Origin of the sequence: Pseudobutyrivibrio ruminis AD2017, from assembly GCF_000424305.1 — a bacterium.
In the GTDB taxonomy this organism is placed as follows: domain Bacteria; phylum Bacillota; class Clostridia; order Lachnospirales; family Lachnospiraceae; genus Pseudobutyrivibrio; species Pseudobutyrivibrio ruminis_B.
This window is the reverse complement of the sequence record NZ_AUJQ01000005.1, coordinates 105,250-127,044: the sequence shown is the minus strand read 5'-3', so window position 1 is coordinate 127,044 and position 21,795 is coordinate 105,250. Positions and strand designations below refer to the sequence as shown.

The following is a 21,795-nucleotide window of genomic DNA, read 5'->3' as shown; positions in this document are numbered from 1 at the left end:
AATGAAATGTATCTTATTTTTCAAAATCAGGTTTCCATCCTGCAAACTGAACCAGCTGCTCATCCGTTCTGTGATAGTATCTTTCATTCTTATCAAGCTTTGCGATTTCTGCCATTTCTTTATCTGTAAGCTTAAAATCAAGAATGTCTAAATCCTCCTTAATATGTTGATGCTCTGGAACTTGTAAACTTCCAGTTTCCATTTTCTTTTCTAAGAGTAAAGTCGCCCTGCAATCTCCAGCTTCCCTTACCTCCACCGTAAACCGCAGCAACTACTCTACTTTTTCCTATCATGGTTGCCTCATCACCATAAACACTTACTACAATGTCATCATGCTCAGCTGAATAGTAATTGAAGGTACCATTCTTTAATCCCTCGATAAATTCATCAGCAGACTGCTTCACACCAGTCATATGATAAAGACAATAGTCTGAAGACATAAGACTTCTGAGACCTTCTATGTTTTTCTCGATCACATAATCCCAGTAGTCTTTATATAATTCTGAAATTTTTGCTTCTTCACCCATAACGGTTATTTGCACTGTAAATATACAGTAAGGATTACAGTATGATTTTCAATATCAAAAATAATACTGTAATTCTTTTCTCGATATTACAGTATTATTTGTGTTTCCTAACACAATACTGTAATACTCGATTTTTAATTACAGTTTTTTTAATAAAATCTCATCTGCACTGTAATTTGAAATATCTTGTTACAGCGCTAACAAACAAAAGCACTGTAGCGCTGTAATAATCTCTGCTCAGGGCAGTGCAAATTCCAAAACCATCGCCGGCACTGCCCGCCCCACACAAAAAGAACCAAGCTCAGTCTGGCGCCGGGGGGCTTGGCCCGAATAAAATATTTCAAAATAACTGTTGACCCTAACGTTACGTCATAGTTTATTGTATAATTACCACGGAGGGAAAAACAATGATGACAGTAAATGAAGTAAGCAAACTAGCAGGAGTGAGTATACGCACACTGCAATACTATGATTCGATTGGACTATTAAAGCCGGCAGAGTACACCGAATCAGGGTATCGACTGTATGACGATGCAGCAATGGAACGTTTGCAACAGATTTTATTATTCAGAGAGCTGGAATTCCCGTTAAAAGAAATTAAGGAAATTGTTACGCGACCTGATTTTGATAAGAAAAAGGCCTTGGAACAACAGATTGAGCTTCTTACAATGAAAAAGGAACATCTGGAAGACCTTATAGATTTCGCCCGTGGAATACAAAACGGAGGAAATAATATTATGGATTTTACAGCATTTGATACTAGTAAGTTAGAAGAATACACAAGAAAAGCTAAAGAGCAATGGGGAGACAGCAAGGCTTTTTCAGAATATGAACAGAAGTCAGCTTCTCGTTCTAAGGATGATGAGAAAAAGCTTTGGGGTGATTTCATGAAGCTATTCGAGAAATGTGGCAAGCTTAAGGATTCTGACCCTAAATCTGCCGAGTCTCAGGCCATGGTAAAGGACATCCAGAACTACATCACAAAAAACTTTTATGAATGCACCAATGAAATCCTTGCAGGTCTTGGTAAGATGTACTCTGCAGATGGCGAGTTCAAAACAAACATCGATAAGGCCGGTGGAGATGGTACTGCTGCATTTATCAGCCGTGCCATTGCAGAATATGTAAAGTAATCAGACAGGAGGCACCGAAGTGCCTCCTGCTATTTATCTAACATCCTCATATTCTTTAACGTATTTACGAACTATCTCCAGCTCTTTCTTTTTTAGTTTTGGAAGTTCCTGCTTCAAAATTTCTTCCAAATACTTTTAGTAATTGGAAATACACCGTCATGATAAGGTCCCTCACCTGTAAAAAAGGTTTCAAATCCACATTTTTCCAGCACACGGCCAGATGCAATATTCTCCTGAAGACGAATACCATATACTTCTGTCACGCCAACATAATCTGTTATCACCGGAAGAAATGCCGTTACCGCTTCCGTCGCATATCCGTTTCTGGTATAGGCTTTTGCAATATGATAGCCAATTTCCCACTTTCCATCGCTGATTGGCACCAACTGCACATAGCCGATATTCCGATTTTCTGATTTAGCTATAACAGCATAAACCAATGGACCATCTGTAGAACCATACTGTGATATGATAAACTCAATCGTCTCCCTGGCGTCATCAACCGTTTCAAACACTTCATCCGGCACAAATCTCCGAATATCCTCATCCAAAGAATTCTTATGAACATCCATGGCCATATCCAAGGTCATTTCAGTTATTTCCAATCGTTCTGTCTCAATTCTCATCACGTATTCCCAATTTGCATAATTTCTTCATATTCTGCTTTATGCTTCACGTCATTCTTATTGAGCTAATTTCAATGTCACGTCCCCATTACCTAATAACTCTGTCAGCTCTTCCTCTGACAAATTGATTTTGCCAAGCCTGGTGTATGCCCATGAATTAGAGCCATAGAATACAACAATCTGATTGCCTGAATAGAGCACAATATCACCTGCACTTGTAGTGGTCTGCTTATCATCTCTGGCAATACTCTGGCCGATAGAGCCCACCTGCTCAAATCCACCATACATCGACATCTGGATTTCCAGGCCATCAGCTGCAAGTTCACGCAAAGCATCCACAGATGCATTATCTTCCCAAGTAACTGGTATTTCTTTTCCATCAATTTGTAATATCATCCCTATCTCTTCCTCTGAATCTTCTTCAATAATAGCCTCCTGCACTTCTACAGTGTCAGGTACGTTTGCTGTCTGCTCAATTCCGTCATATGGCATCAGTGATACAACTACCCCCGCCAGGGCACACACCACTATCGCCAGCCCTTCGCCAATAAAAAATCCTTTGATATGGAACCAATAGTTGTGATACTCGTCCACCATGTCCTCAGTGCCTTTGAATACGAACTGCGGATCATGACAAAACCATATGATATCCAGCACAATTGCATCATACGCATTTACGATAGTCCAAAGCAAAAATCCATATCCAAATGCCTGCAAGAACGTTGTATATCCATTGATAAATCTTAGGATCAAAGCAAGAATCACCACAAATAAAAGTGACGCACCTACCTTTGCTACCACCTTATTCTTCTGAGTAGGAACCTGGTCCTTATATTCATCTAATGACATTACGCGTTCCTGAATCTTCGGCGGATAGTTGTACAATGTCTTAATCGGATTTCTAGACATGATGTAAACCATCAAGGTAAACAGTGCACATAAGACTATGCCTTCAATTATAAAAATCATAATACTCCCCCATAAACTGTCGATTTTTATGATTCAATTTCAATATTTTTCTGTAAATTTTCTGATTCTAGCAATTGTTTTGTCTGTCATTATTCTCGATTCTCTAACTTATTCACCCTTAAAAGCAGAAAATATATCAATAGAAGCAGCCATCTTTTTAAGCTCTGTAAGATGTTCCTTCAAATATCGTTCCAGCTGCTGCACTTCGATTTCTGCGAAACCATCATTCTTAATTATTTTGCAGTCAGGGATTTTTCCTTCAGCTGTTCTAACGCCATCGTTAAAGGTGACAAAGGCATACTTGTCCCCTTGCTCATTTCTGCAAACAGCAGATACTGACATGTTTAATTCCCCTGCTTTCAAATCTTCCATCTCGTCCCCCAAATGTTATTTAAAAAGGCCACCAGCAATACCCTTGATTTCTTTCATATCAAGCTTTCCATCTGCAAGAGCTTCCTTGACCTTCTTGACATCAGATTCATCAACCTTAACACCAGCTTTGTCTAATAATTTCTTTGCTTGCTTAACATCAGCAGCTTTAAACTTGTCTAAAAGTTCCTTGTTTCCCGCTACTTTTGTAATAATGTCCTTTACATCCATTTTCAAATCCCCCTTGTCTTTAAATTAAACTACACTTCTAGTTCAATATGTGTAGTTATTTCTAATTGGTGTTAGTTTAACACTTTCAGTGAGATAGTTCTAGCTTTAGGCTCTTGTTATCATTTGGTGAACTTATCTACTATAGCTATCTATCAGCCTTTGTCTACAAACATTATTTTATCCCCTCAAGAATCTCCCTTAACGTCCTAGGTTCATACCCCATCCATGGCTTCATGCAACCTACATTGATTGCCACTGGATGAGTGTCATGTAAATGACCACATTTAATCTTCATATCACTAAGTGCCTTCAGATACATTTCATTCTCAATGCTATTATGGGTGTGACCATACAAATGTATCCATCCTCGCCCCATATTTTTCCAACTAAATATTGGATAATGGCTTAACACTAGGTCATAATTTTTTCCATCAAATGAATCATGCACTTCTTTGTAATCACATATTTCCGAAAACAATTGCTGATATCTGTAATCTGATACATCATCATGATTTCCTTTAACAAGAACCTTTTGCCCTTTCAAAGTTGAGACATAAGCTATCAGATTATCCTTCTGACCACGTAAACTCACATCCCCTAGAATATAAACGGTATCTCCATTTGTTATTTTATTATTCCAATTTGTATGTATGTATTCATGCATGGTTGAAATATTGTCAAATGGTCGATTATCAAATCTAATAGCCGCATTATGAAACAAATGTAAATCACTAATATAGTATTTCATCAAAATCTCCTCCAAGTCATCTATACTTCCAGAATATAATCTATACTAAACAAATATTACCTGAGCTCGATTTTTCTGAGCTCAGGTAGTAGGGTTTATCACGAGAATTCAAATTTATCTACAGCTTCAATAAATTCATAACTAATGTTGTCATAATATCTTTTTCTTCTGGATTTGATTCTGCAATCATAAGCGTAATAGCAACGAGCGCTCCATCGCTAATTACTTTTTGCCCATCTCGTATTAATGCTTCGTTCTTGTCCAAAAACTCTAGAAAAAGCGATGCTGCTATTCTCTTACATCCATCAGCAAAAGGATGATCCTTTATCATAAAGTACAAAAGATTTGCTGCCTTTTCTTCTAGTGATGGATATACCTCGCCACCAAATACATCTTGATATACTGCCGCAAGAATACCTTCTACTTTTCCAGTTTCTTTTTCAACACCAAATACATCTGAACTAAAACTATCCTCCATATGATTAATCATATTTCTACAATCTTCATATGTGATTCGATAAACAGGCTTGTTTCCATTTGGTTTCTTTAATGACTGATGATCGTACTGGTCTAAAAGAACTAACGCGTCAGTATATAGATTGACTGCTCTTAAAACTTCTGCTTCTTCAAGCTCCAAAGTATTTGCAATAATCTTTGACTGAATTTCCACTGTCTTATTTAAGGCTGCCAGCCTCTTTTCATTAATTGCATAGCCCTTAAGAATATATTGCTTCAAAACTCTATTGGCCCACTGTCTAAACTCAGTTCCACGCTGAGACTTTACTCTATATCCTACCGAAATGATTACATCCAACGTATAAAATGGAACTTTTTGTTTAACCCCATCAACACGCATTTTTTGCGTGTTGTTCTCTCTATTCAATTCATTCTCAGCAAAAACATTATTAATATGCTTGCGAATAGTTTTTTCATCTCTATCAAAAAGCAATGCCATTTGATTAGCGCTTAGCCAAGCTGTATCATTTTCAAGAGAAACAGCTAACTTTACCTCCTGATCCTTAGTTTCAAATAAAACTATTTCATTTTTCATTGTATAAGCTCCTCATATATCTAACTTTTATTCTATCGTTTTACGCTTATAAACTCTACTTCGAATTATCTTCCTCCACTACACTCAAATCTTCGTAGTCCTCTAGATAACCGCAACGTCGCAGATAATCTTTCCCTCCATCAACACATACTGCACCGCAAAAACATGATTTCCAGTCAATCCCAAATTATTACCGCAAAAGGGAATCTTTTATGTTCTATTATTAACCATCCTCTCTCTCTTGTCATTGAACTTGTAGTTCAGTGGCGATTACTTATTACGGGACAAACAGAGAAAACCTATACATTACTAAAAATAATTATACTAATAGACCAGTACACCATGTACTGGCCCATTGTATGTTCAAGCTATAGTATTGCCATCTTAACAGGCGTCTTCCGCTGGCCTGGTTTTAATCCGATGATATTGTTAATCTGGTCGGTGGTCGCTATTGGATAAAACTCCATCAGATGTTTGGAAATTCGCATTGCGGAATCATCCGGTTCTTCCTTATATGCTGAAGTCACATAGTCATACCCCCATAGATGCTCTGGCGTTGCATAAACAGCAATTGGCCAGCCATACTCATCACCCTTTTTGTTTTTACGCCTGCGAAAATCCCTCATACACAAATACATCTGCATTTGAAGAGATGTAATGGTTCCATCGAAGCCTTTCTCTCCGCCTTTTACAAAGCCAGCTTTCTGTTTTATCTCATTGGAATAGTACTCTTCATCCATCAGTTCTTCGGCATACAAATCCATGATTTTCTTCTGCCTCAAGGATGCCTTACCATCTTCCCAAAGAGCATCAAAATCATAGCCATCCCTGCGATAATTCACAAAGTATGGCATCCACTCTTTTGAAATAAAGCCTGCTTTCTTATCAAAAAACTTGCCATAAGCTACATCTCCACGGCGGGCAATTATCTCACGCCACGCCCAAGGATCCACTTCAGGGTCTTCTGACCACCAGTACTCTGGAACCGTGTGTTCCTCTAGCGAAAATCCTGGAATATCATTCTTGAAAAGCGGCAAAAAACCAACTTCATTAATATATTCAATTGCTTCATCCACTGTATGTAGGCATTCTGGATCATCCCAGTCCACACCATACATAATCCATGTTCCACTTTCGTTTGGCAAAATCGCACCTCATTATTCACTTTGAATCATCAATTAAATCAGTTCTACTTCATCCTCTTCTCAAATCTAAAGAATAAATCCGAGCCATCATCTCCCTCTGGAGCATTTGGCGAAATGTGTTTTGGATTGTAAAACTCCACTGCAGAAAAGCCACAGCGATTAATATAGAAATGCAGATTTCTGGTGTCAAAATAAGGCGTACAAGTCTCCCAAAGAATAACCTCCGGATGCTTTTCTTCAATTGCATTCCAAATCATTCGGCCTATACCTTTACTTTGTGTTCCACTCTTTACATAAAGGAAATCCAAATCTCCGTGCTCACCATTAATCACAACAATGGCTCCGCCCAAAAGTTCTCCACCAACAACAGCTTTATATGCTATGGAGCCCTTAGCGCTCAATGATTTATTTATATGTGACTCTGGCAGAATTTCTTCATCCAAATTCTCTTCCCATGCAGCTGCTCCTAATTGAAAAGCTTCCTGCATGTCATGTTTAAATATCGGTAAGTCTGCTTCATCAACAGGTAGTAATTGATAGTCCATAGTTTTATTATTCCTTTTCCAAAAGTTTTAGTCCTGCAATTCCAACTACAATAAGAATAACACATATGACCTGCGGAACCGACATTTTTTCAAAAAATACGCCATTCCTCCACCTGCTAAGACCTAACGGTAAAGGAATGACGTGAATCCCACATCTTTACGCATCTCATATAGTATCTGTTCTAATAGAAACAAATTCTCTTTATCAGGATTCTATGCAGCATTTTTTCTATTTTTTATCCATTTTTCTACTACTCTATTAAGCAATCCCCCTTTTGCAAACTCATCCCCAACTTACCTTTTCATTAATTTTACGGAATATACTCTCTACTGATTATTTTTTTCCGTAAGAATTTTTAAAAATATCCCACTGTGTGTATTATCTCTCCCATCTTAATCCACAATGAAAACTATTGCGGGTAATATATCCCCTCTAAATATTCGATATTACTATGTAACCAATTATTTTCTACGGAATAAATATCAGATTTACATATCTTTACCGTAATTTATGATAATAACGCTACACAAAAAGCCCCAAATCCCTGTATCCAGGAACATTGGGGCTTTATAAATACATATTATGCTACACTATCAAGTAATTGTGTATTACTTATTTGCTATTGCAGCTTGCGCAGCGGCGAGGCGGGCGATTGGAACTCTAAATGGGCTGCAGCTTACATAGTCAAGACCAATCTTGTGGCAGAACTCTACTGAAGATGGGTCTCCACCGTGCTCACCGCAGATACCTACGTGAAGGTTTGGATTTACTGGCTTACCAAGCTTGATAGCTGTCTCCATAAGCTTACCAACACCTGTCTGGTCAAGCTTAGCAAATGGATCGTTCTCGAAGATCTTTGTGTCATAGTAAGCATTTAAGAACTTACCAGCATCATCACGAGAGAATCCGAATGTCATCTGTGTAAGGTCGTTTGTACCGAAGCAGAAGAAGTCAGCTTCCTTAGCGATTTCGTCAGCTGTAAGAGCTGCACGTGGGATCTCGATCATTGTACCAACTTCGTACTCGAGCTTAGCGCCTGCTGCAGCGATTTCAGCGTCAGCTGTCTCTACAACAATATCCTTAACATACTTAAGCTCCTTAACCTCACATACAAGTGGAATCATGATTTCAGGCTTAACATTCCAATCTGGATGAGCCTTCTGTACTTCAAGTGCTGCACGAATAACAGCCTTTGTCTGCATCTTAGCAATTGAAGGATATGTAACTGCAAGACGGCATCCTCTGTGACCCATCATTGGGTTGAACTCGTGGAGTGACTCGCAGATGTTTCTGATTTCCTCTACTGACTTATTCTTAGCCTTTGCAAGCTTCTCGATATCAGCATCCTCTGTAGGAACGAATTCGTGAAGAGGTGGATCAAGGAATCTGATTGTAACTGGGCATCCCTCAAGTGCTTCGTAAAGAGCCTTGAAGTCTCCCTGCTGGTAAGGAAGAATCTTATCAAGAGCAACTTCTCTTTCTTCCTCTGTATCTGAGCAGATCATCTCACGGAATGCAGCGATTCTATCAGCCTCGAAGAACATGTGCTCTGTACGGCAAAGACCGATACCTTCTGCACCAAGCTCTCTAGCCTTCTTAGCATCAGCTGGAGTATCTGCATTTGTTCTAACCTTAAGTCTTCTGAACTGATCAGCCCAAGCCATTACACGGCCGAACTCACCAGCGATTGTAGCATCAACTGTTGGGATGATACCAGCGTAGATGTTACCTGTTGTACCATCGATAGAGATTTCAGAACCCTCTGTAAATGTAGTGCCTGCAAGAGTGAACTTCTTGTTCTCCTCATCCATAGCGATGTCGCCGCAACCAGATACACAGCATGTACCCATACCACGAGCAACAACGGCAGCGTGTGATGTCATACCACCACGAACTGTAAGGATACCCTGAGCAACCTTCATACCTGTGATATCTTCTGGAGATGTCTCAAGACGTACAAGAACTACCTTCTCTCCTCTAGCAGCCCATGCCTCTGCGTCATCAGCTGTAAATACAACCTTACCGCATGCAGCACCTGGAGATGCACCAAGACCCTTGCCAAGTGGAGTTGCAGCCTTAAGAGCAGCTGGTTCGAACTGTGGGTGAAGAAGTGTGTCAAGGTTACGTGGGTCGATCATTGCTACAGCCTCTTCTGGAGTCTTGTGTCCCTCATCAACAAGGTCGCAAGCAATCTTAAGAGCAGCTGGAGCTGTTCTCTTACCGTTACGGCACTGGAGCATGTAAAGCTTCTTGTTCTCTACTGTGAACTCCATATCCTGCATATCATGGTAGTGATTCTCAAGAGTATCACATACCTTGATGAACTCTGCGTATGCTTCTGGGAACTGCTGCTCCATCTCAGCGATTGGCATTGGTGTACGAACACCAGCAACTACGTCCTCGCCCTGTGCGTTAACAAGGAACTCACCCATAAGCTTGTTCTCGCCTGTAGCTGGATCACGAGTGAATGCAACACCAGTACCAGACTCGTTATTTAAGTTACCGAATACCATAGGCATTACGTTAACTGCTGTACCCCATGAATAAGGGATATCGTTATCTCTTCTGTAAACGTTTGCACGAGGGTTGTCCCATGAACGGAATACTGCCTCGATAGCGAGCTTTAACTGCTCTACTGGATCTGAAGGGAAATCAGAACCAAGCTGTTTCTTGTACTCTGCCTTGAACTGCTCTGCAAGTTCCTTAAGGTCAGCAGCTGTAAGGTCTACGTCAAACTTAACACCCTTCTTTTCCTTCATCTCATCGATGAGCTGCTCGAAGTACTTCTTACCTACTTCCATAACTACATCTGAGAACATCTGAATAAATCTTCTGTATGAATCATATACGAAACGCTCGAAAGCTGGATCTGGGTTACCAGCGATCATAGCTGCAACTACTTCATCATTAAGACCGAGGTTAAGGATTGTATCCATCATACCTGGCATAGATGCACGAGCACCTGAACGAACAGAAACGAGAAGTGGATTCTTGAGGTCACCGAACTTCTTGCCGTTGATTTCCTCCATTTTCTTAACCCCTTCCATAGCCTGAGCCATGATTTCGTCGTTAATCTTACGACCATCCTCGTAATACTGTGTACAAGCCTCTGTAGTAATTGTGAAGCCCTGTGGAACAGGAAGTCCAATACTTGTCATTTCTGCAAGGTTTGCGCCCTTTCCGCCGAGAAGGTTGCGCATAGACATGTCACCTTCACTAAACATATAAACCCATTTGTTAGCCATTACATAATCCTCCTACTATATAAAAACATTATTCTTCAGACCGCTGTTTTAAACGGGGTTTCAGACGGTCCTCTACTATTTAAACACACTTAACAGACCATATCAAACAAAAAATACTATACAAAGTATAAAAAAACAGTAGAGTTTTTTGTGCACTTTTCATGTAAAACCCTACTGTCTGACATTAGTTTCCGTTTTCAATTAATATCATAATCATCTGAATTCGCTGTCAACGCCCATTTTTGCTGGCTTTCAACAGCTTTTTTCAACTTATCTTTATCATTGAGTAAATCTTTTAGGCGATATATCAGTTTTCTAAAATCCTTAGAATCAAAGCGATTTTCAGGTGCCGTATAAAAAGCTCCGTGAGATGTTTCATTAAATGCTAAAATCAACTGATTTTGTATGAAAGCTTGTCTCGTTGCGTTTACAATTTCCCCCTCATGATTTATGTCCAAATAATAATCGCATTGAACAAACAAAGTGTGTAATGTAGACATTTTTATATTAGGATACATGATAACGTTATCGTATCTTTCGTGGCTGAGAAGCTTTTGGGACATTTCCGTAAGGGCCGCCACATGAAACTTCACTTCTGGCAGTGCCGCAACGACCTCCTTTAGCTTTTCCACGTTTTCAGTGTTGGTACAAATCAACGCTTCCTTTCTCCCCAGGTTTGGTTTTTCAAATGGATAGATGTAACCTAGCTTAAATATGATTTTTTCAGCGCCACTAAGCTTTTTCAGCTTATCGTAGGAAACACTGTTTTGCACTGCTATCCTCTTACATCTGCCAACCTTGTTATCAAGAATCAGCTGCATATTTCCAGGGATTTCGCCACCAATTGTTTCCTGCCAAAACAAAATATCGCATTTACGATTTTCATCTGCAGGCAACGCATTCGACACAAAAAATGGAATAGACAGGGAATTAAAGAATAACCTGCAGTTATTGTAGCCCTTGTGCTTGAGATAATAAACCACGAACTCCGTTCTGTTTTTAAAAATATTTGTAACACCCTCATAGTTTAAAATAATGTCCCCAGTGACGAAGTTTTCTACAATGATTTCTGCTCCGTCCTTGTCAAAATAGGATTTGCTAACCTTCTTTTCGTCTTTATTAAAAATGGTTCTGGCGTAGCAGACCCCGTATTTATTGTAGTGGTCACTGGCTTTAACCTTCCCCTCATCATCCAGCCAGTCCACCACCTTTACCTGGCGTTTATTTTTAGGCTCGCTGTAGAAGATTCGTCCTCTCTCCTTTGATTTATCATGAACACTGCCGTTACTGTTGTTTCCACTTATCTCCCAGTATGTTGGCACCTTTAATTGATTAAAATACAGTGGCTGCCCCTCGTAAAATGGGCCAAGGAAATATTCAAAAACATTTTCCACATTATCAGGCAAAAAGCCGTCATCATTGATAACTGCAGCCTTCACCTGCATGCCTGCATTCAAAAAAGAGGCCAGCAAATCCCTGCTTCCTTGATTATAATAATCAAACAATAAAACTATATCTTCTCCAGTAGATTTTTCCATTTTGCCTCCACTTCACTAGCCAGATAATCCTTCGCCTTCTCGTATGAGTGATTGCGTTTTTCTTCTAAATTACCATCTGTAAAGAGCTTCTTTATTGCATCCACAAACATTTTCTGCCGCCTAGATTTTTCGATTCCAGCATTGTAAGGCAGCTTATATCCGTTTTTTCCCTCATCGATAAAATTCTTATTTCCGTATCGCACATCAAAGCCGATGATTGGAAGACCTGAGCCTATGGCCTCCATCAGGGTTAGTCCAAAGCCCTCGCTGGTGGAAGCTGACAGATAAGCCTCGTAGTTTATGTAAATATCCTCAAGATCGTATTGACCCATCAATCGTATATAGGAATCTGCGCCAAGCTTGCTGATTTGCTCCTTTAAGGCTTTTTCTGCGCCTCCCCTTCCGTATATATCAAGAGTGATTTCAGGAATATCCTTATGAACAGTTGCCACCGCATCCACTAACCAATCCACATGCTTTTCTGTAGCCAGACGCGATGCGGTTATAAGAGAATATGGCTTTCTGGCCTTACCAGGATACTTCAATTCCTTCAGCGCCCCTACAGGTATCGTATATACGTTAGGTGTAACCTTTAGATATTTTTCAAATTGCTCTATCAGAAGCTTTCGCTGAGCCTCAGTAGCTGTCACGTAAAAGCTGATATGTTCATGCATTGCAAAGGCATATTCGTAATAATTGTTCCATAAGATATTGTCATCATCTGTTGCCCCTTCGCTAAAATGGTCTGCGTGGATGACAACTCCAACCTTTGCAGCACCAGCATTTTCTAAAATAGCCTGGCCGATTCCCGTGGTCCTATCAATGAGTACTACATCATCAGCTGTAAGAGAAAGCTTAGATGTCATATATCCTACAAGCTCCTCCTTGGAGCAGATTAGCTTGTCAGCGAACTTGAACATCACATCCCCATCATCGTTTATCTCTTCGTAAGCAAGACTTCCGTCCTGATTAAAGAACCTGCGATGATACATGTGAGCCTTGCCATCCAAAGGTGCGTAGTATTCGCTAAACACCCTTCCAGTAATGAAATAATCCTTTCTCACCAGGCGGCCACGAGATACCATCTCCACCCTGTGGACCAAATCTGAATCCGCATTTACGAAGTAGATTCGATAAAAGTTGTTATCCCCATCAAACACAAACCTTCCAATCTTCCCATCCCGGTCATAGGTAAAGTCGCGCCCACCTAAGGTAGCCTTCAAATCCTCCAAAGTAAATGTAACAGGCCCCAGCTTCTGGTCCGTGAAAAAAGTATAAAGCCAAATGATTTCATCATCCTCAAAGCCGATGTTCCTGGTCATATCGATAAGATTGTCTCTAGGAAACATGTCAGTGAAAATGAATTTTGCTGGCTTGTTTATGTTTCGAAGCACCTTGGCTCGGTAGCTTTGGGCGTATTCAACACCCGAACTGGCCCAGCCAATGCCCAGGTTAAAGTTATAAATCATGCAGCCTCCTATGGGAGTATAATGTGCAGTCTGTCCTTCTCATCCATAGATACTTCGGAAAGAAGTATATTACGCATAATATTGCCTTTAATTCTCTTTTCCATTTTTCTAAAGGATTCCAGCGCCTCGGCATGGTATTCGTACATAAGATTTCGCTGGGCACTGCTACGACCTGATACCGCAGGCTGCAGCTGTTGCAAATAATCCACCTGTTCTATCCAGGCCTCGTCAATAGCTGACAGTGCCGATACCCTGACAAAATCCTTCATTCCATTATCTGAATCAATAGCCTTTCGCTTTTCCTCCAAGGATTTTTCCACTCGCTTTAACATATAAGCCTTCACCTGGGCCCTATCACTAAGATCCAAATATCTCATATTCTTTTCCATTTCGTAGGATATGTTATCCAAAATGAATCTGTTTAAATCCGCCTTCGAAAGCTTTCTATTAGCCGTTAAAAATCCATCTATGTTTTCCTCGGCAATTGCCTTTATCTTTTCGTCCTCTAAGGTTCCACCATCAAGCAGCCTATCTCTGGTATCGTACATGAGCTTTCGCTCCAACTGTAAAACCACGTCATAATCCTTTGAGGTTTTCCTGTTAGCGCTTCCAAGCTCTTCGTTAATACGCTGAGCCTTGTTGACGATTCGCTTCACTCTCCAATCGCTGATGCGCCTCTTACCATCGATATATTTCTTTAGCTTTTCTGAATCCGTACCTTTTTCGACAATGTCATCCTCCAACGATACTATAAACCTGCTGTAGCCTGGGTCGCCCTGTCGTCCAGCCCTTCCTCTGGCCTGTCTTTCATCTCGTACATTTAGCATTCGGCCAACGCCGATAACAGCAAGCCCGCCCAGCTCTTTAACACCTGGTCCAAGCTTGATATCAGTTCCACGCCCTGCCATTGATGTAGCAACAGTCATGGCGCCCAGCTGACCTGCTTCCTTTATGATGTCCGCCTCCCAGAAAGCATTGTTGGCATTCAACACCGAATGTGGGATTCCCTCTTTAACCAAAAGATTGGAAATGATTTCCGTATCAGAAATCATAGTTGTAACTATAAGCACTGGCTGACCACTATCATGCTTTTTCACCGCCAGCCTAATTGCCGCCTCAAACTGTTTACTGGAATCGCTAAAATACCAATCCGGACAATCCACTCGCCTAATAGGATTATTAGTTGGAATCACCACAACCTCTTTTCCATAAACCTCCATAAGCTCATCCTTGGCATCATAGATGGTTCCACTCATTCCCGCCATCTTAGGGAACATTGAAAAGAAATTCTGATAAGTTATCGACGCCATGGAACGATTTTCCTGAGTTATTTCCGCCTGCTCCTTACATTCAATAGCCTGATGCTGGCCGCCTCTTAGCTTAACGCCCTTTAGCATTCGGCCTGAGCTTGCATCGATAAGAGCTACCTCCCCTGATTCTGAAATCATATACTCCGTGCCTTTTTCTATTATTTTGTGAGCACGAAGAGCCAACACCAAATGTCTGTAGATTTCAAAATACTCAGGGTCAAAAATATTATCTATTCCAAAATATTCTTCTGCGTAGCTCAAGCCCTTTTCCGTGAACCACACATTTTTTTCTTCCACCTCATAATCCTCATCCTCTCTAAGGGTTCGAACAAAGAAATCCGCAGCCTCATACAGATTAGACTGAACACGTGGTGAGCCGGAAATTACAAGCGGTGTGCTGGCGCTATCCAGTAGAACCGAATCCGCCTCATCAATGATGATGTAATTAAATGGTCTTAAAAACCTTTCTTCACTGGATTTAACCAGATTGTTAATCAGATAATCAAATCCCAACGCTGAATGTGTGGTATATACGATATCGACCTGGTAGATTACCTTCTTTTCCTTGTTATCAAATCGGTCATCCTCGTCTCTTTTTACACCAGCTTTTACGGTAAGCCCCATAAATTCATAGGCTGGTCCCATTTCCTCGGCATCACGCAGTGCTAGATATTCGTTGTTAGTAACAAGAATGGCTCCTTTACCAGTCAAGCCATTTAGGTACATCGGGAGAGTTGCAGTCAAAGTCTTTCCTTCACCTGTGTTCATCTCTGCCAAATATCCCCTGTGCAATGCGATGCCAGCCAAAATCTGAACATCAAAAGGAAACATGCCAAGAACTCTTTTGTCCGCTTCACACATGGCAGCAAAAGCCTCTGGCAGGATATCATTCAAGGATTCGCCGGCCTCAAATCGCTGTCTAAAAAGCTCAGTCATCCCCTTTAGCTCATCATCACTAAGCTGCTCCATTTTGTCCTTCAGGGCCTTAACCTTTTTCAAATCCCTTATTAACTTTTTAACTGTAGACTTTGTTTTTACTATCTTCATTCTATTTCCTCAATAGTGATTGAATGATATGTAAATTCCGTCATTCCCCCGTTGATTAGCTGCATTTTGTAGCTATAGGTTTTAAGCGGGCAGCTAAAATCCGCCTCTTTTCCTCTTATGGTAAAATCCCCTGCTTCTCTTTCGTATCTGTCCAGAAAAACAAGTCTAACAAGACATCCCTTTCCATCAGGAGTTTCCACATCTATCTTGATATGATAATGGCTTTCGCCGTCTATTATCGGCAGGGATGGCTCCGTCCTGCTGGCCTGGTAGTTTGTCATGGAATACCATTCCTTTATGACTGTTCCAGGTGGCATCAGATTGTTTTTAAAATGAACATTGTTCTTTGCCAGATATTCAATTTCTGAGCCATACAGATATGCATTACTGCTGTATTCCAGCCAATAGATTGGCCAACTTGTGTTATTCATAATTTCCCCTTTATTCAGCTTTAAGGCTTAATGCACTACGAACCATCTCCCACTTTTCAATCAGATGCTTTGTTGTAAACTTCTGACTAATTTCATAGGAATAGACCTTAGCCTGATTCCAGTTAGCAAGACTTCCTAAGAAATAATCCAAAGCCACTGGGATACGTTCAAATTCCTTCACCACAAATCCGTTGTAACCGTTTTGCATGTACTGTGTTTCCCTGCGAACAATCTGCGGAATTGCCATGCTAATACAGTTTATCTGCAAGAACAAATCAGGATTGTGTCTCATATCAATCATGATTCTTTGTTCTCTAATGCATTTACTTACCGACAATTCATCCACACATTGTTCTATGAAAAATCTTACTGGGATTTTCTCCTCATCATCTAATTCATCCTTTTTTTCGCCGATGGCCATTCGCCTATCGTAGCCTGCCGCCTCTATGATGTCTGCAATTGAATTAATCAAAATATCTGGCAGGTCGTACTTGGCATTTCTTGTGAATATATGAACCATTGCATTCTCATTTGTTGTAAGATATTTTGCCAGATTAATAATAAGTGCCTTAAATCTTTTCTCCGGCAAATCATCCACAGGAACTAATATCTTCTGGACTGTCAGCTGCTCGCTTATTCCAAAATCCATTCTGGTATCGTAAGGAGAAATATCGATGATGTTTTCTAACTCCTTGCCCATTTCACGTTTGAGATATCTGGTGGTTGCCTCTGAATCAGTGATGATATAGCTGGCCTTTGTTACCAATTCCTTGCCTTCCTCATGATCCTTAATCCTGTATCTGTCACCATAAAAGGATAGAATCGATTTTCTATCTCCAATCAAATCCTTCGTGATAAGCACGTTCAGTTCATGCATGGCAATGCAGAATATATCATCATCTCCATATTCCAAATGGGCATTCAACACCTCCAAAATAACCTGCGCTATGCTATCATATACGTTTTTTTCAAACTGCTTTTTGGTGATACCGTCCTGCTTGAAAACCAAATAGGTGTTAGCCTTTTCATTTATATGAACCTGGCCATCATCTGCCATGATTCGCATCTTCACTATGCCCTCTTCTGTAAGATAGTCCGTATATGCGATATTTCCATCCTCGTAAAGCTCTGTTGCAGATATAAAACCTCTATCGTCATAGATGTTTCGCCTGATTATCACATCATTTTCATACATACTTACTTCGATTGGATTGCCTGCCTCGCCAAAGTTAATCTGGGCGTATTTCTTTCCATGCAGATAAGCAAGTACAACAAAAGGCGTGTAGACAAATTCAATTTCCTCAGGCCAATCAAGATTATGAAAAGAAAAAACCGCTACCTTCTTGCCCCTTACCTCCTGTATTGAATCAAACACAGATAGATATGGCGCATGAAAAACTCCCTGCCTGTGTAGGAAATGTCTAAAATTTGGGGCGTGACTTAAAAGCAAAATGGTAAAATCATTGATTCCATTTCGATAAAACATCTGCACATGCTTAACCGTATCGTCAAACTCCGTATGCATACGTCTAGTGTGCCAGCTTTGCTCCAATTCCTTAAAGCTATTCAATTGATACCATGCTGGAATAAAATAAAGCATTACCTGTCTCCAATCAAAACAACTTTTAAATAAAAGGTATATAGCCATCAAAATCCTTTACAGCTCTTAGCTCTCTGTAAAGATTACAGTTGATGCTTCCCATTGCAATAACGATAGATGGCAAACTCATCAGTTCTGTATCAACCATTCCATTAAGCTGCAACACCAATGGCATCCCTATAAAAATGCTCATAAATGTTGCTGAAACAATAGATATCAAAAACAATCTGTTTCCTATATATCTTCTTGTCCTTTTACCAGAGCGAAGTCCTGTGATACTATCTCCTGATTTTTGCATACTTTCTGCAAGATTCTTTGGACTTATAAATACAAATGAAAAAACAATAGTGATTATGTATAAAGCAACTATATAAACAATAATCCCCAGGGCGTGGCCCGTATTCATATTTTCATAGACATATATGAAATTTTCATTATCAGGAAACCATCCAACTAAGCAGGTAGAAATATAAACTGGAAGCATAAAAAATGCCGAAGAAAACATGACAGGCATCATGCCTATTGGATTTAATTTTATTGGAATATAATTTTTATCAGAATAAATGTTGTGAATAGAAATACGCTGCATAGGAATTCTGTATTCCGTATTTTCGAATATGATAGTTATAAGCAAAGCAACTATACAAATAAGTCCTATGAGCTTCAAATCTGCAAAACTCTCTCCTTGTATCGTATTTACGATACTATCAAGAATATTTACATAAATAAGAATGGTCTGGCCTCCCACACCATATTTGCCATTAAGAGTTGCAAGCCAAAGAATAACAAATGATCCTGCAACCATCTGAAGGCCAGAAATGATTTTTACTAAAACTAAACCAGCCCCATCAAACAAATAAAATGTTGATGCGGTGTTAAAGCAGGCTTGAATGATAGCCCAAACAAGCATCAAAATTAAAGTTCCATATGTTATTTTTTTAGGAGATGAATGAGTCTTGCTATCTACATTTTTTACAGCCACAGCCATTTGAATAAACAATGTAGAAAACATAAAAGGAGATATTCCAAGAGCAAAAATACTTGTCTTATACCTATCTCCTCCGATTGTTTGCATGATAAGATCGTCAGTATTTCCCCTAAGAACATCATAAGCGCCCAAATCCACCCCGAAAAGCGGAATTTCTCTGCCAATCAAATAAACTGCCATGATAATCAATGTAAATAGCAGCTTCTCTATTAATGTTCTAGGGAAAAAATACTTTTTCATCCTATCCTTCAACTCCTGCTTATTTACGATTAAAATCGTTTTTTAATACTTTATCATACTGTCCTTTAAACCAGGTGGTAATACCTAACGTGTTGTCATTGTGTCTTCCATGAAGACCTTTTCCGTACACCTGCACACCTGATGAATTCAGCTCAGACAAAAGCTTTTCATAAGCTGTTGAATCATAGTCATCCTCTATCATGTATGACACGATAAATTTTGTACGACTGAAATCTGTGTGTCTAAGTTTCTCCCAAAACTTTTCATTTAATCTATCGATAGCCCCTTCATCCATTCCGCCGCCATAGTGATTAAGCAAATCCAAAGATGTAGCAAATCCCTTTGGCCTTTTCAAACGTTCATTAAAAGCTATATCGCCTAGACTTACTAACGGCTTTCCGATAATCAAAGCATGTGGCTTCAAATCACACCCATAAAACATAGCACCAGTGGTTCCCATTGAAATTCCTGAAAGTATCAGCTCGTTTGGATAAAAATCAAGCTTAGCAAGATATGAATCTACTATATCAACCATAAGCTTTTCGTATTCAGGACTTCCCATGTAGAAACCGCCACCTTCAAATCTTTGATCCGCAATAAGCAAAAATGGGCATCCCATTTTCCTCATCATTTGGTAGCCTTCAAAGCCCTCTAGGGTTTTATATCCAGAAAAATAAACAGCAAGTGGTGGCTTTAAATCGCCTGGATCGAAATATGCGAATATCTCCTCTCCCTCGCTTGTTACAAATCGCTTTCCACCAACCATAAAGCTGCCCACATCATAATGTGATACTCTGTCATGCAATGCTATTATGCCTAGCTTTCCAGTACCACTGGCATTTACCGAGCAAAAAATCTCTCCGTCCTCTTTGCCTTCTATGATAACTGGATTTTTAAGATCATCCTCTGAAAATTCCTTTACCTCAATTTCATCTGCCAGGCTGCCCACGGCGTATTCTTTTATGGATAAGGATATGTCTACACTTTCATCCTTTTTATATTCAAGCCAAAATTCAATAGCCTGACCTTTTGTTATTGGTATATTGTTTCGCCAGAATGCTATCTGATTAAGCTTACTACCGTAGTCCCCTTCAAGATTAACGCAATAGTTACCATCCCAACTTATTTTGCCTTTAAAATCCCTAGATATTCCTATATCAGAGGGCTTGAGCTTTTCACCATATGGTTTAGAAAAATACTTTTTTGCGTCGTTATCTAAAAAGGATTGAATTTCATTATGGTATAAAATCTTACCCATCCTTTGGGCAAAAAGCATTTTAGTTGTGTCATTAAGCTGCAAATCTTTAACCGCAAAAAGGCAGTAAGAATAGGAATGTTCCTTAAGAATATCAAAATCATCCTCTTCAATGTTCTTTTCAAGGATAACGATTTCATAGATATCCTTCTTTTTGATTACCTCATCCTTGTAGGAAATAATCCTAAGGTAATCAGGAACCGTGTAACAACTATTCCAATCTCTATCTGACACAACTAATACTTTTATTTTATCCATGCCAAATTTATTTATCCTCTGCTTTTAATCCTAATGGTTTATCAATTAGAGAAAATGCACTTGCTAATGGGACAACATAAAGTGCCTTTGATAACTGTAAATATGATGTGAGGTTTTCACCCTGAAGTGCGATTACAACTATCGCAAATACGATAATTCCAACCCAGCAGTATAAATCTGAAATCTTGTCGTCTGTCAACACCTTGATAATGATTACAATAATAAGTACAGGTACAAATATAGCCCATGGACTAGCTATAATTATGTGCAAGCCATCTTTTAATGTACCGATGTTTGACATATTGTAATCTACAACCTGCTTCATAAATGCTCCTGCATTCTTGAAGTGCCATAAATAAAGTCCCATTGGTAAGCCAACTGTAGCAAGTCCTTCAAGTACTGATGTGAAGTATGAGCCATATGACTTGCCATCAATACCATCCATTTTGAATTTAACTGCGAAGAAAATGATAAGTGCTACCCAGAACCAAACATATCCAGGCTGTAAGAAAAATACCAATCCTAAATCAATTGCAAGTAAATATGTATGATGTGATAAAAAGCCTGACTTTAACTGTCTTGAAATATGGTATCCAGTGAGTACCATAATAAAGAACATAAGCTCTTCTGCCCCTGCATGTGTAAGTGCGCCCCATCCGAATATTGAAAGGATTGCTGTAGTTGCAATAGCAAACAATTCTGATGTATAAAGTCTTGCTGTCTTATACATAAATAAAACTGTTATAAACAAAATTACTAATTCCATTACAAATTGAACTACATGAGTCTCTGTTAAAAGATAGCCCAATCCGTAAAACTCATAAACTACTGGTCCATAATGACCATCCAATTCTACATATGCAAGATATCCATCCTTAACTGAATGTGCAATGTCTTGTATCTGCTGCTGCACCTCTGTAAAGGCATTGTTCATAAATGGATTAAATGGGCTAGACATAGCCACGATGATGGTAATTGCTATTACCGCTAGAAGCTCCAATACTTTTTTCAATTTTGAATTCATAATAATTCCCCGTTCTTTATTTATTTTCTATAATAATAGCACATT

Annotated in this window: 21 protein-coding genes; 1 reads left to right on the top strand and 20 read right to left on the bottom strand. The window is 39.5% G+C overall.

The genetic code is table 11. The features are described from left to right. Window positions 1–13: 13 nt before the first annotated feature. Both G611_RS0104095 and G611_RS0104090 read right to left on the bottom strand, forming a co-directional pair. Window positions 14–202, bottom strand: coding sequence for a hypothetical protein (locus G611_RS0104095; RefSeq protein WP_028242547.1), 189 nt, complete (start codon window positions 200–202; stop codon window positions 14–16). Further along, a complete protein-coding gene (locus G611_RS0104090) occupies window positions 159–527 on the bottom strand; it encodes a nuclear transport factor 2 family protein (RefSeq protein WP_028242546.1) in 369 nt (122 codons plus the stop codon). The genes G611_RS0104095 and G611_RS0104090 overlap by 44 nt, the downstream gene beginning before the upstream one ends. 407 nt (window positions 528–934) lie before the next feature. Between G611_RS0104090 and G611_RS0104085 the strand changes: the two genes are divergently transcribed. Further along, window positions 935–1,660, top strand: a complete 726-nt coding sequence (locus G611_RS0104085) for a MerR family transcriptional regulator (RefSeq protein ID WP_028242545.1) — start codon at window positions 935–937, stop codon at window positions 1,658–1,660. A gap of 113 nt (window positions 1,661–1,773) precedes the next feature. Here G611_RS0104085 and G611_RS15155 read toward each other — a convergent pair whose 3' ends face one another. From G611_RS15155 to G611_RS0103990, 18 genes are all read right to left on the bottom strand, one after another. Continuing rightward, entirely contained in the window at window positions 1,774–2,286 is a 513-nt protein-coding gene (locus G611_RS15155) for a GNAT family N-acetyltransferase (protein ID WP_051195052.1), read from the bottom strand. A gap of 57 nt (window positions 2,287–2,343) precedes the next feature. Then, on the bottom strand, window positions 2,344–3,255 hold the full coding sequence (locus G611_RS15950) for a cyclophilin-like fold protein (RefSeq protein ID WP_242824254.1): 912 nt from the start codon (window positions 3,253–3,255) through the stop codon (window positions 2,344–2,346). Between the two features lie 108 nt (window positions 3,256–3,363). After that, window positions 3,364–3,627, bottom strand: a complete 264-nt coding sequence (locus G611_RS13805; protein WP_036948076.1) for a hypothetical protein — start codon at window positions 3,625–3,627, stop codon at window positions 3,364–3,366. A gap of 15 nt (window positions 3,628–3,642) precedes the next feature. Then, window positions 3,643–3,855 carry a hypothetical protein gene (locus tag G611_RS0104055; protein WP_028242544.1) on the bottom strand — a complete coding sequence of 71 codons (213 nt, stop codon included), beginning with the start codon at window positions 3,853–3,855 and terminating at the stop codon, window positions 3,643–3,645. A gap of 172 nt (window positions 3,856–4,027) precedes the next feature. Continuing rightward, complete coding sequence (locus G611_RS13800; protein WP_036948073.1) at window positions 4,028–4,603, bottom strand: metallophosphoesterase family protein; 576 nt, start codon at window positions 4,601–4,603, stop codon at window positions 4,028–4,030. Window positions 4,604–4,721: 118 nt separating this feature from the next. Continuing rightward, a complete protein-coding gene (gene rhuM / locus G611_RS0104045) occupies window positions 4,722–5,654 on the bottom strand; it encodes a RhuM family protein (RefSeq protein WP_028242543.1) in 933 nt (310 codons plus the stop codon). Between the two features lie 55 nt (window positions 5,655–5,709). After that, window positions 5,710–5,835 (bottom strand): DUF7695 domain-containing protein, encoded by a 126-nt coding sequence (locus G611_RS16065; RefSeq protein ID WP_420329228.1) that lies wholly within the window; start codon window positions 5,833–5,835, stop codon window positions 5,710–5,712. Between the two features lie 187 nt (window positions 5,836–6,022). After that, on the bottom strand, window positions 6,023–6,799 hold the full coding sequence (locus tag G611_RS13795; RefSeq protein WP_051195051.1) for a hypothetical protein: 777 nt from the start codon (window positions 6,797–6,799) through the stop codon (window positions 6,023–6,025). Between the two features lie 44 nt (window positions 6,800–6,843). Then, a complete protein-coding gene (locus G611_RS0104035) occupies window positions 6,844–7,344 on the bottom strand; it encodes a GNAT family N-acetyltransferase (protein ID WP_028242542.1) in 501 nt (166 codons plus the stop codon). Between the two features lie 609 nt (window positions 7,345–7,953). Further along, window positions 7,954–10,590: a pyruvate, phosphate dikinase gene (gene ppdK, locus G611_RS0104030; protein ID WP_028242541.1), complete on the bottom strand. Its 2,637-nt coding sequence runs from the start codon at window positions 10,588–10,590 to the stop codon at window positions 7,954–7,956. A gap of 197 nt (window positions 10,591–10,787) precedes the next feature. Beyond that, on the bottom strand, window positions 10,788–12,128 hold the full coding sequence (gene gtfB / locus G611_RS0104025; protein WP_081656960.1) for an accessory Sec system glycosylation chaperone GtfB: 1,341 nt from the start codon (window positions 12,126–12,128) through the stop codon (window positions 10,788–10,790). Beyond that, window positions 12,101–13,597 carry an accessory Sec system glycosyltransferase GtfA gene (gene gtfA / locus G611_RS0104020; RefSeq protein WP_028242539.1) on the bottom strand — a complete coding sequence of 499 codons (1,497 nt, stop codon included), beginning with the start codon at window positions 13,595–13,597 and terminating at the stop codon, window positions 12,101–12,103. Before gtfA ends, gtfB begins: the two co-directional genes overlap by 28 nt. An 8-nt stretch (window positions 13,598–13,605) precedes the next feature. Then, the gene (gene secA2, locus G611_RS0104015; RefSeq protein WP_081656959.1) at window positions 13,606–15,954 is read right to left on the bottom strand and encodes an accessory Sec system translocase SecA2; all 2,349 of its coding nucleotides are present in this window, start codon (window positions 15,952–15,954) and stop codon (window positions 13,606–13,608) included. Next, complete coding sequence (gene asp3, locus G611_RS0104010) at window positions 15,951–16,385, bottom strand: accessory Sec system protein Asp3 (protein WP_028242537.1); 435 nt, start codon at window positions 16,383–16,385, stop codon at window positions 15,951–15,953. The genes secA2 and asp3 overlap by 4 nt, the downstream gene beginning before the upstream one ends. Window positions 16,386–16,395: 10 nt before the next feature. Then, a complete protein-coding gene (asp1, locus tag G611_RS0104005; protein ID WP_028242536.1) occupies window positions 16,396–17,985 on the bottom strand; it encodes an accessory Sec system protein Asp1 in 1,590 nt (529 codons plus the stop codon). Between the two features lie 25 nt (window positions 17,986–18,010). After that, window positions 18,011–19,213, bottom strand: a complete 1,203-nt coding sequence (locus G611_RS0104000; RefSeq protein WP_036948070.1) for a preprotein translocase subunit SecY — start codon at window positions 19,211–19,213, stop codon at window positions 18,011–18,013. Window positions 19,214–19,232: 19 nt separating this feature from the next. After that, entirely contained in the window at window positions 19,233–20,726 is a 1,494-nt protein-coding gene (gene asp2 / locus G611_RS0103995) for an accessory Sec system protein Asp2 (RefSeq protein WP_028242534.1), read from the bottom strand. 7 nt (window positions 20,727–20,733) lie between these two features. Then, on the bottom strand, window positions 20,734–21,750 hold the full coding sequence (locus G611_RS0103990) for a hypothetical protein (protein WP_028242533.1): 1,017 nt from the start codon (window positions 21,748–21,750) through the stop codon (window positions 20,734–20,736). Window positions 21,751–21,795: the final 45 nt, after the last annotated feature.

Excerpts from the sequence above, each read along its gene's own strand:
- G611_RS0104095 (WP_028242547.1), bottom strand. The coding sequence starts at position 202 with ATGGAAACTGGAAGTTTACAAGTTCCAGAGCATCAACATATTAAGGAG.
- G611_RS0104090 (WP_028242546.1), bottom strand. The coding sequence starts at position 527 with ATGGGTGAAGAAGCAAAAATTTCAGAATTATATAAAGACTACTGGGAT.
- G611_RS0104085 (WP_028242545.1), top strand. The coding sequence starts at position 935 with ATGATGACAGTAAATGAAGTAAGCAAACTAGCAGGAGTGAGTATACGC.
- G611_RS15155 (WP_051195052.1), bottom strand. The coding sequence starts at position 2,286 with ATGAGAATTGAGACAGAACGATTGGAAATAACTGAAATGACCTTGGAT.
- G611_RS15950 (WP_242824254.1), bottom strand. The coding sequence starts at position 3,255 with ATGATTTTTATAATTGAAGGCATAGTCTTATGTGCACTGTTTACCTTG.
- G611_RS13805 (WP_036948076.1), bottom strand. The coding sequence starts at position 3,627 with ATGGAAGATTTGAAAGCAGGGGAATTAAACATGTCAGTATCTGCTGTT.
- G611_RS0104055 (WP_028242544.1), bottom strand. The coding sequence starts at position 3,855 with ATGGATGTAAAGGACATTATTACAAAAGTAGCGGGAAACAAGGAACTT.
- G611_RS13800 (WP_036948073.1), bottom strand. The coding sequence starts at position 4,603 with ATGAAATACTATATTAGTGATTTACATTTGTTTCATAATGCGGCTATT.
- rhuM (WP_028242543.1), bottom strand. The coding sequence starts at position 5,654 with ATGAAAAATGAAATAGTTTTATTTGAAACTAAGGATCAGGAGGTAAAG.
- G611_RS0104035 (WP_028242542.1), bottom strand. The coding sequence starts at position 7,344 with ATGGACTATCAATTACTACCTGTTGATGAAGCAGACTTACCGATATTT.
- ppdK (WP_028242541.1), bottom strand. The coding sequence starts at position 10,590 with ATGGCTAACAAATGGGTTTATATGTTTAGTGAAGGTGACATGTCTATG.
- gtfB (WP_081656960.1), bottom strand. The coding sequence starts at position 12,128 with ATGGAAAAATCTACTGGAGAAGATATAGTTTTATTGTTTGATTATTAT.
- gtfA (WP_028242539.1), bottom strand. The coding sequence starts at position 13,597 with ATGATTTATAACTTTAACCTGGGCATTGGCTGGGCCAGTTCGGGTGTT.
- secA2 (WP_081656959.1), bottom strand. The coding sequence starts at position 15,954 with ATGAAGATAGTAAAAACAAAGTCTACAGTTAAAAAGTTAATAAGGGAT.
- asp3 (WP_028242537.1), bottom strand. The coding sequence starts at position 16,385 with ATGAATAACACAAGTTGGCCAATCTATTGGCTGGAATACAGCAGTAAT.
- asp1 (WP_028242536.1), bottom strand. The coding sequence starts at position 17,985 with ATGCTTTATTTTATTCCAGCATGGTATCAATTGAATAGCTTTAAGGAA.
- G611_RS0104000 (WP_036948070.1), bottom strand. The coding sequence starts at position 19,213 with ATGAAAAAGTATTTTTTCCCTAGAACATTAATAGAGAAGCTGCTATTT.
- asp2 (WP_028242534.1), bottom strand. The coding sequence starts at position 20,726 with ATGGATAAAATAAAAGTATTAGTTGTGTCAGATAGAGATTGGAATAGT.
- G611_RS0103990 (WP_028242533.1), bottom strand. The coding sequence starts at position 21,750 with ATGAATTCAAAATTGAAAAAAGTATTGGAGCTTCTAGCGGTAATAGCA.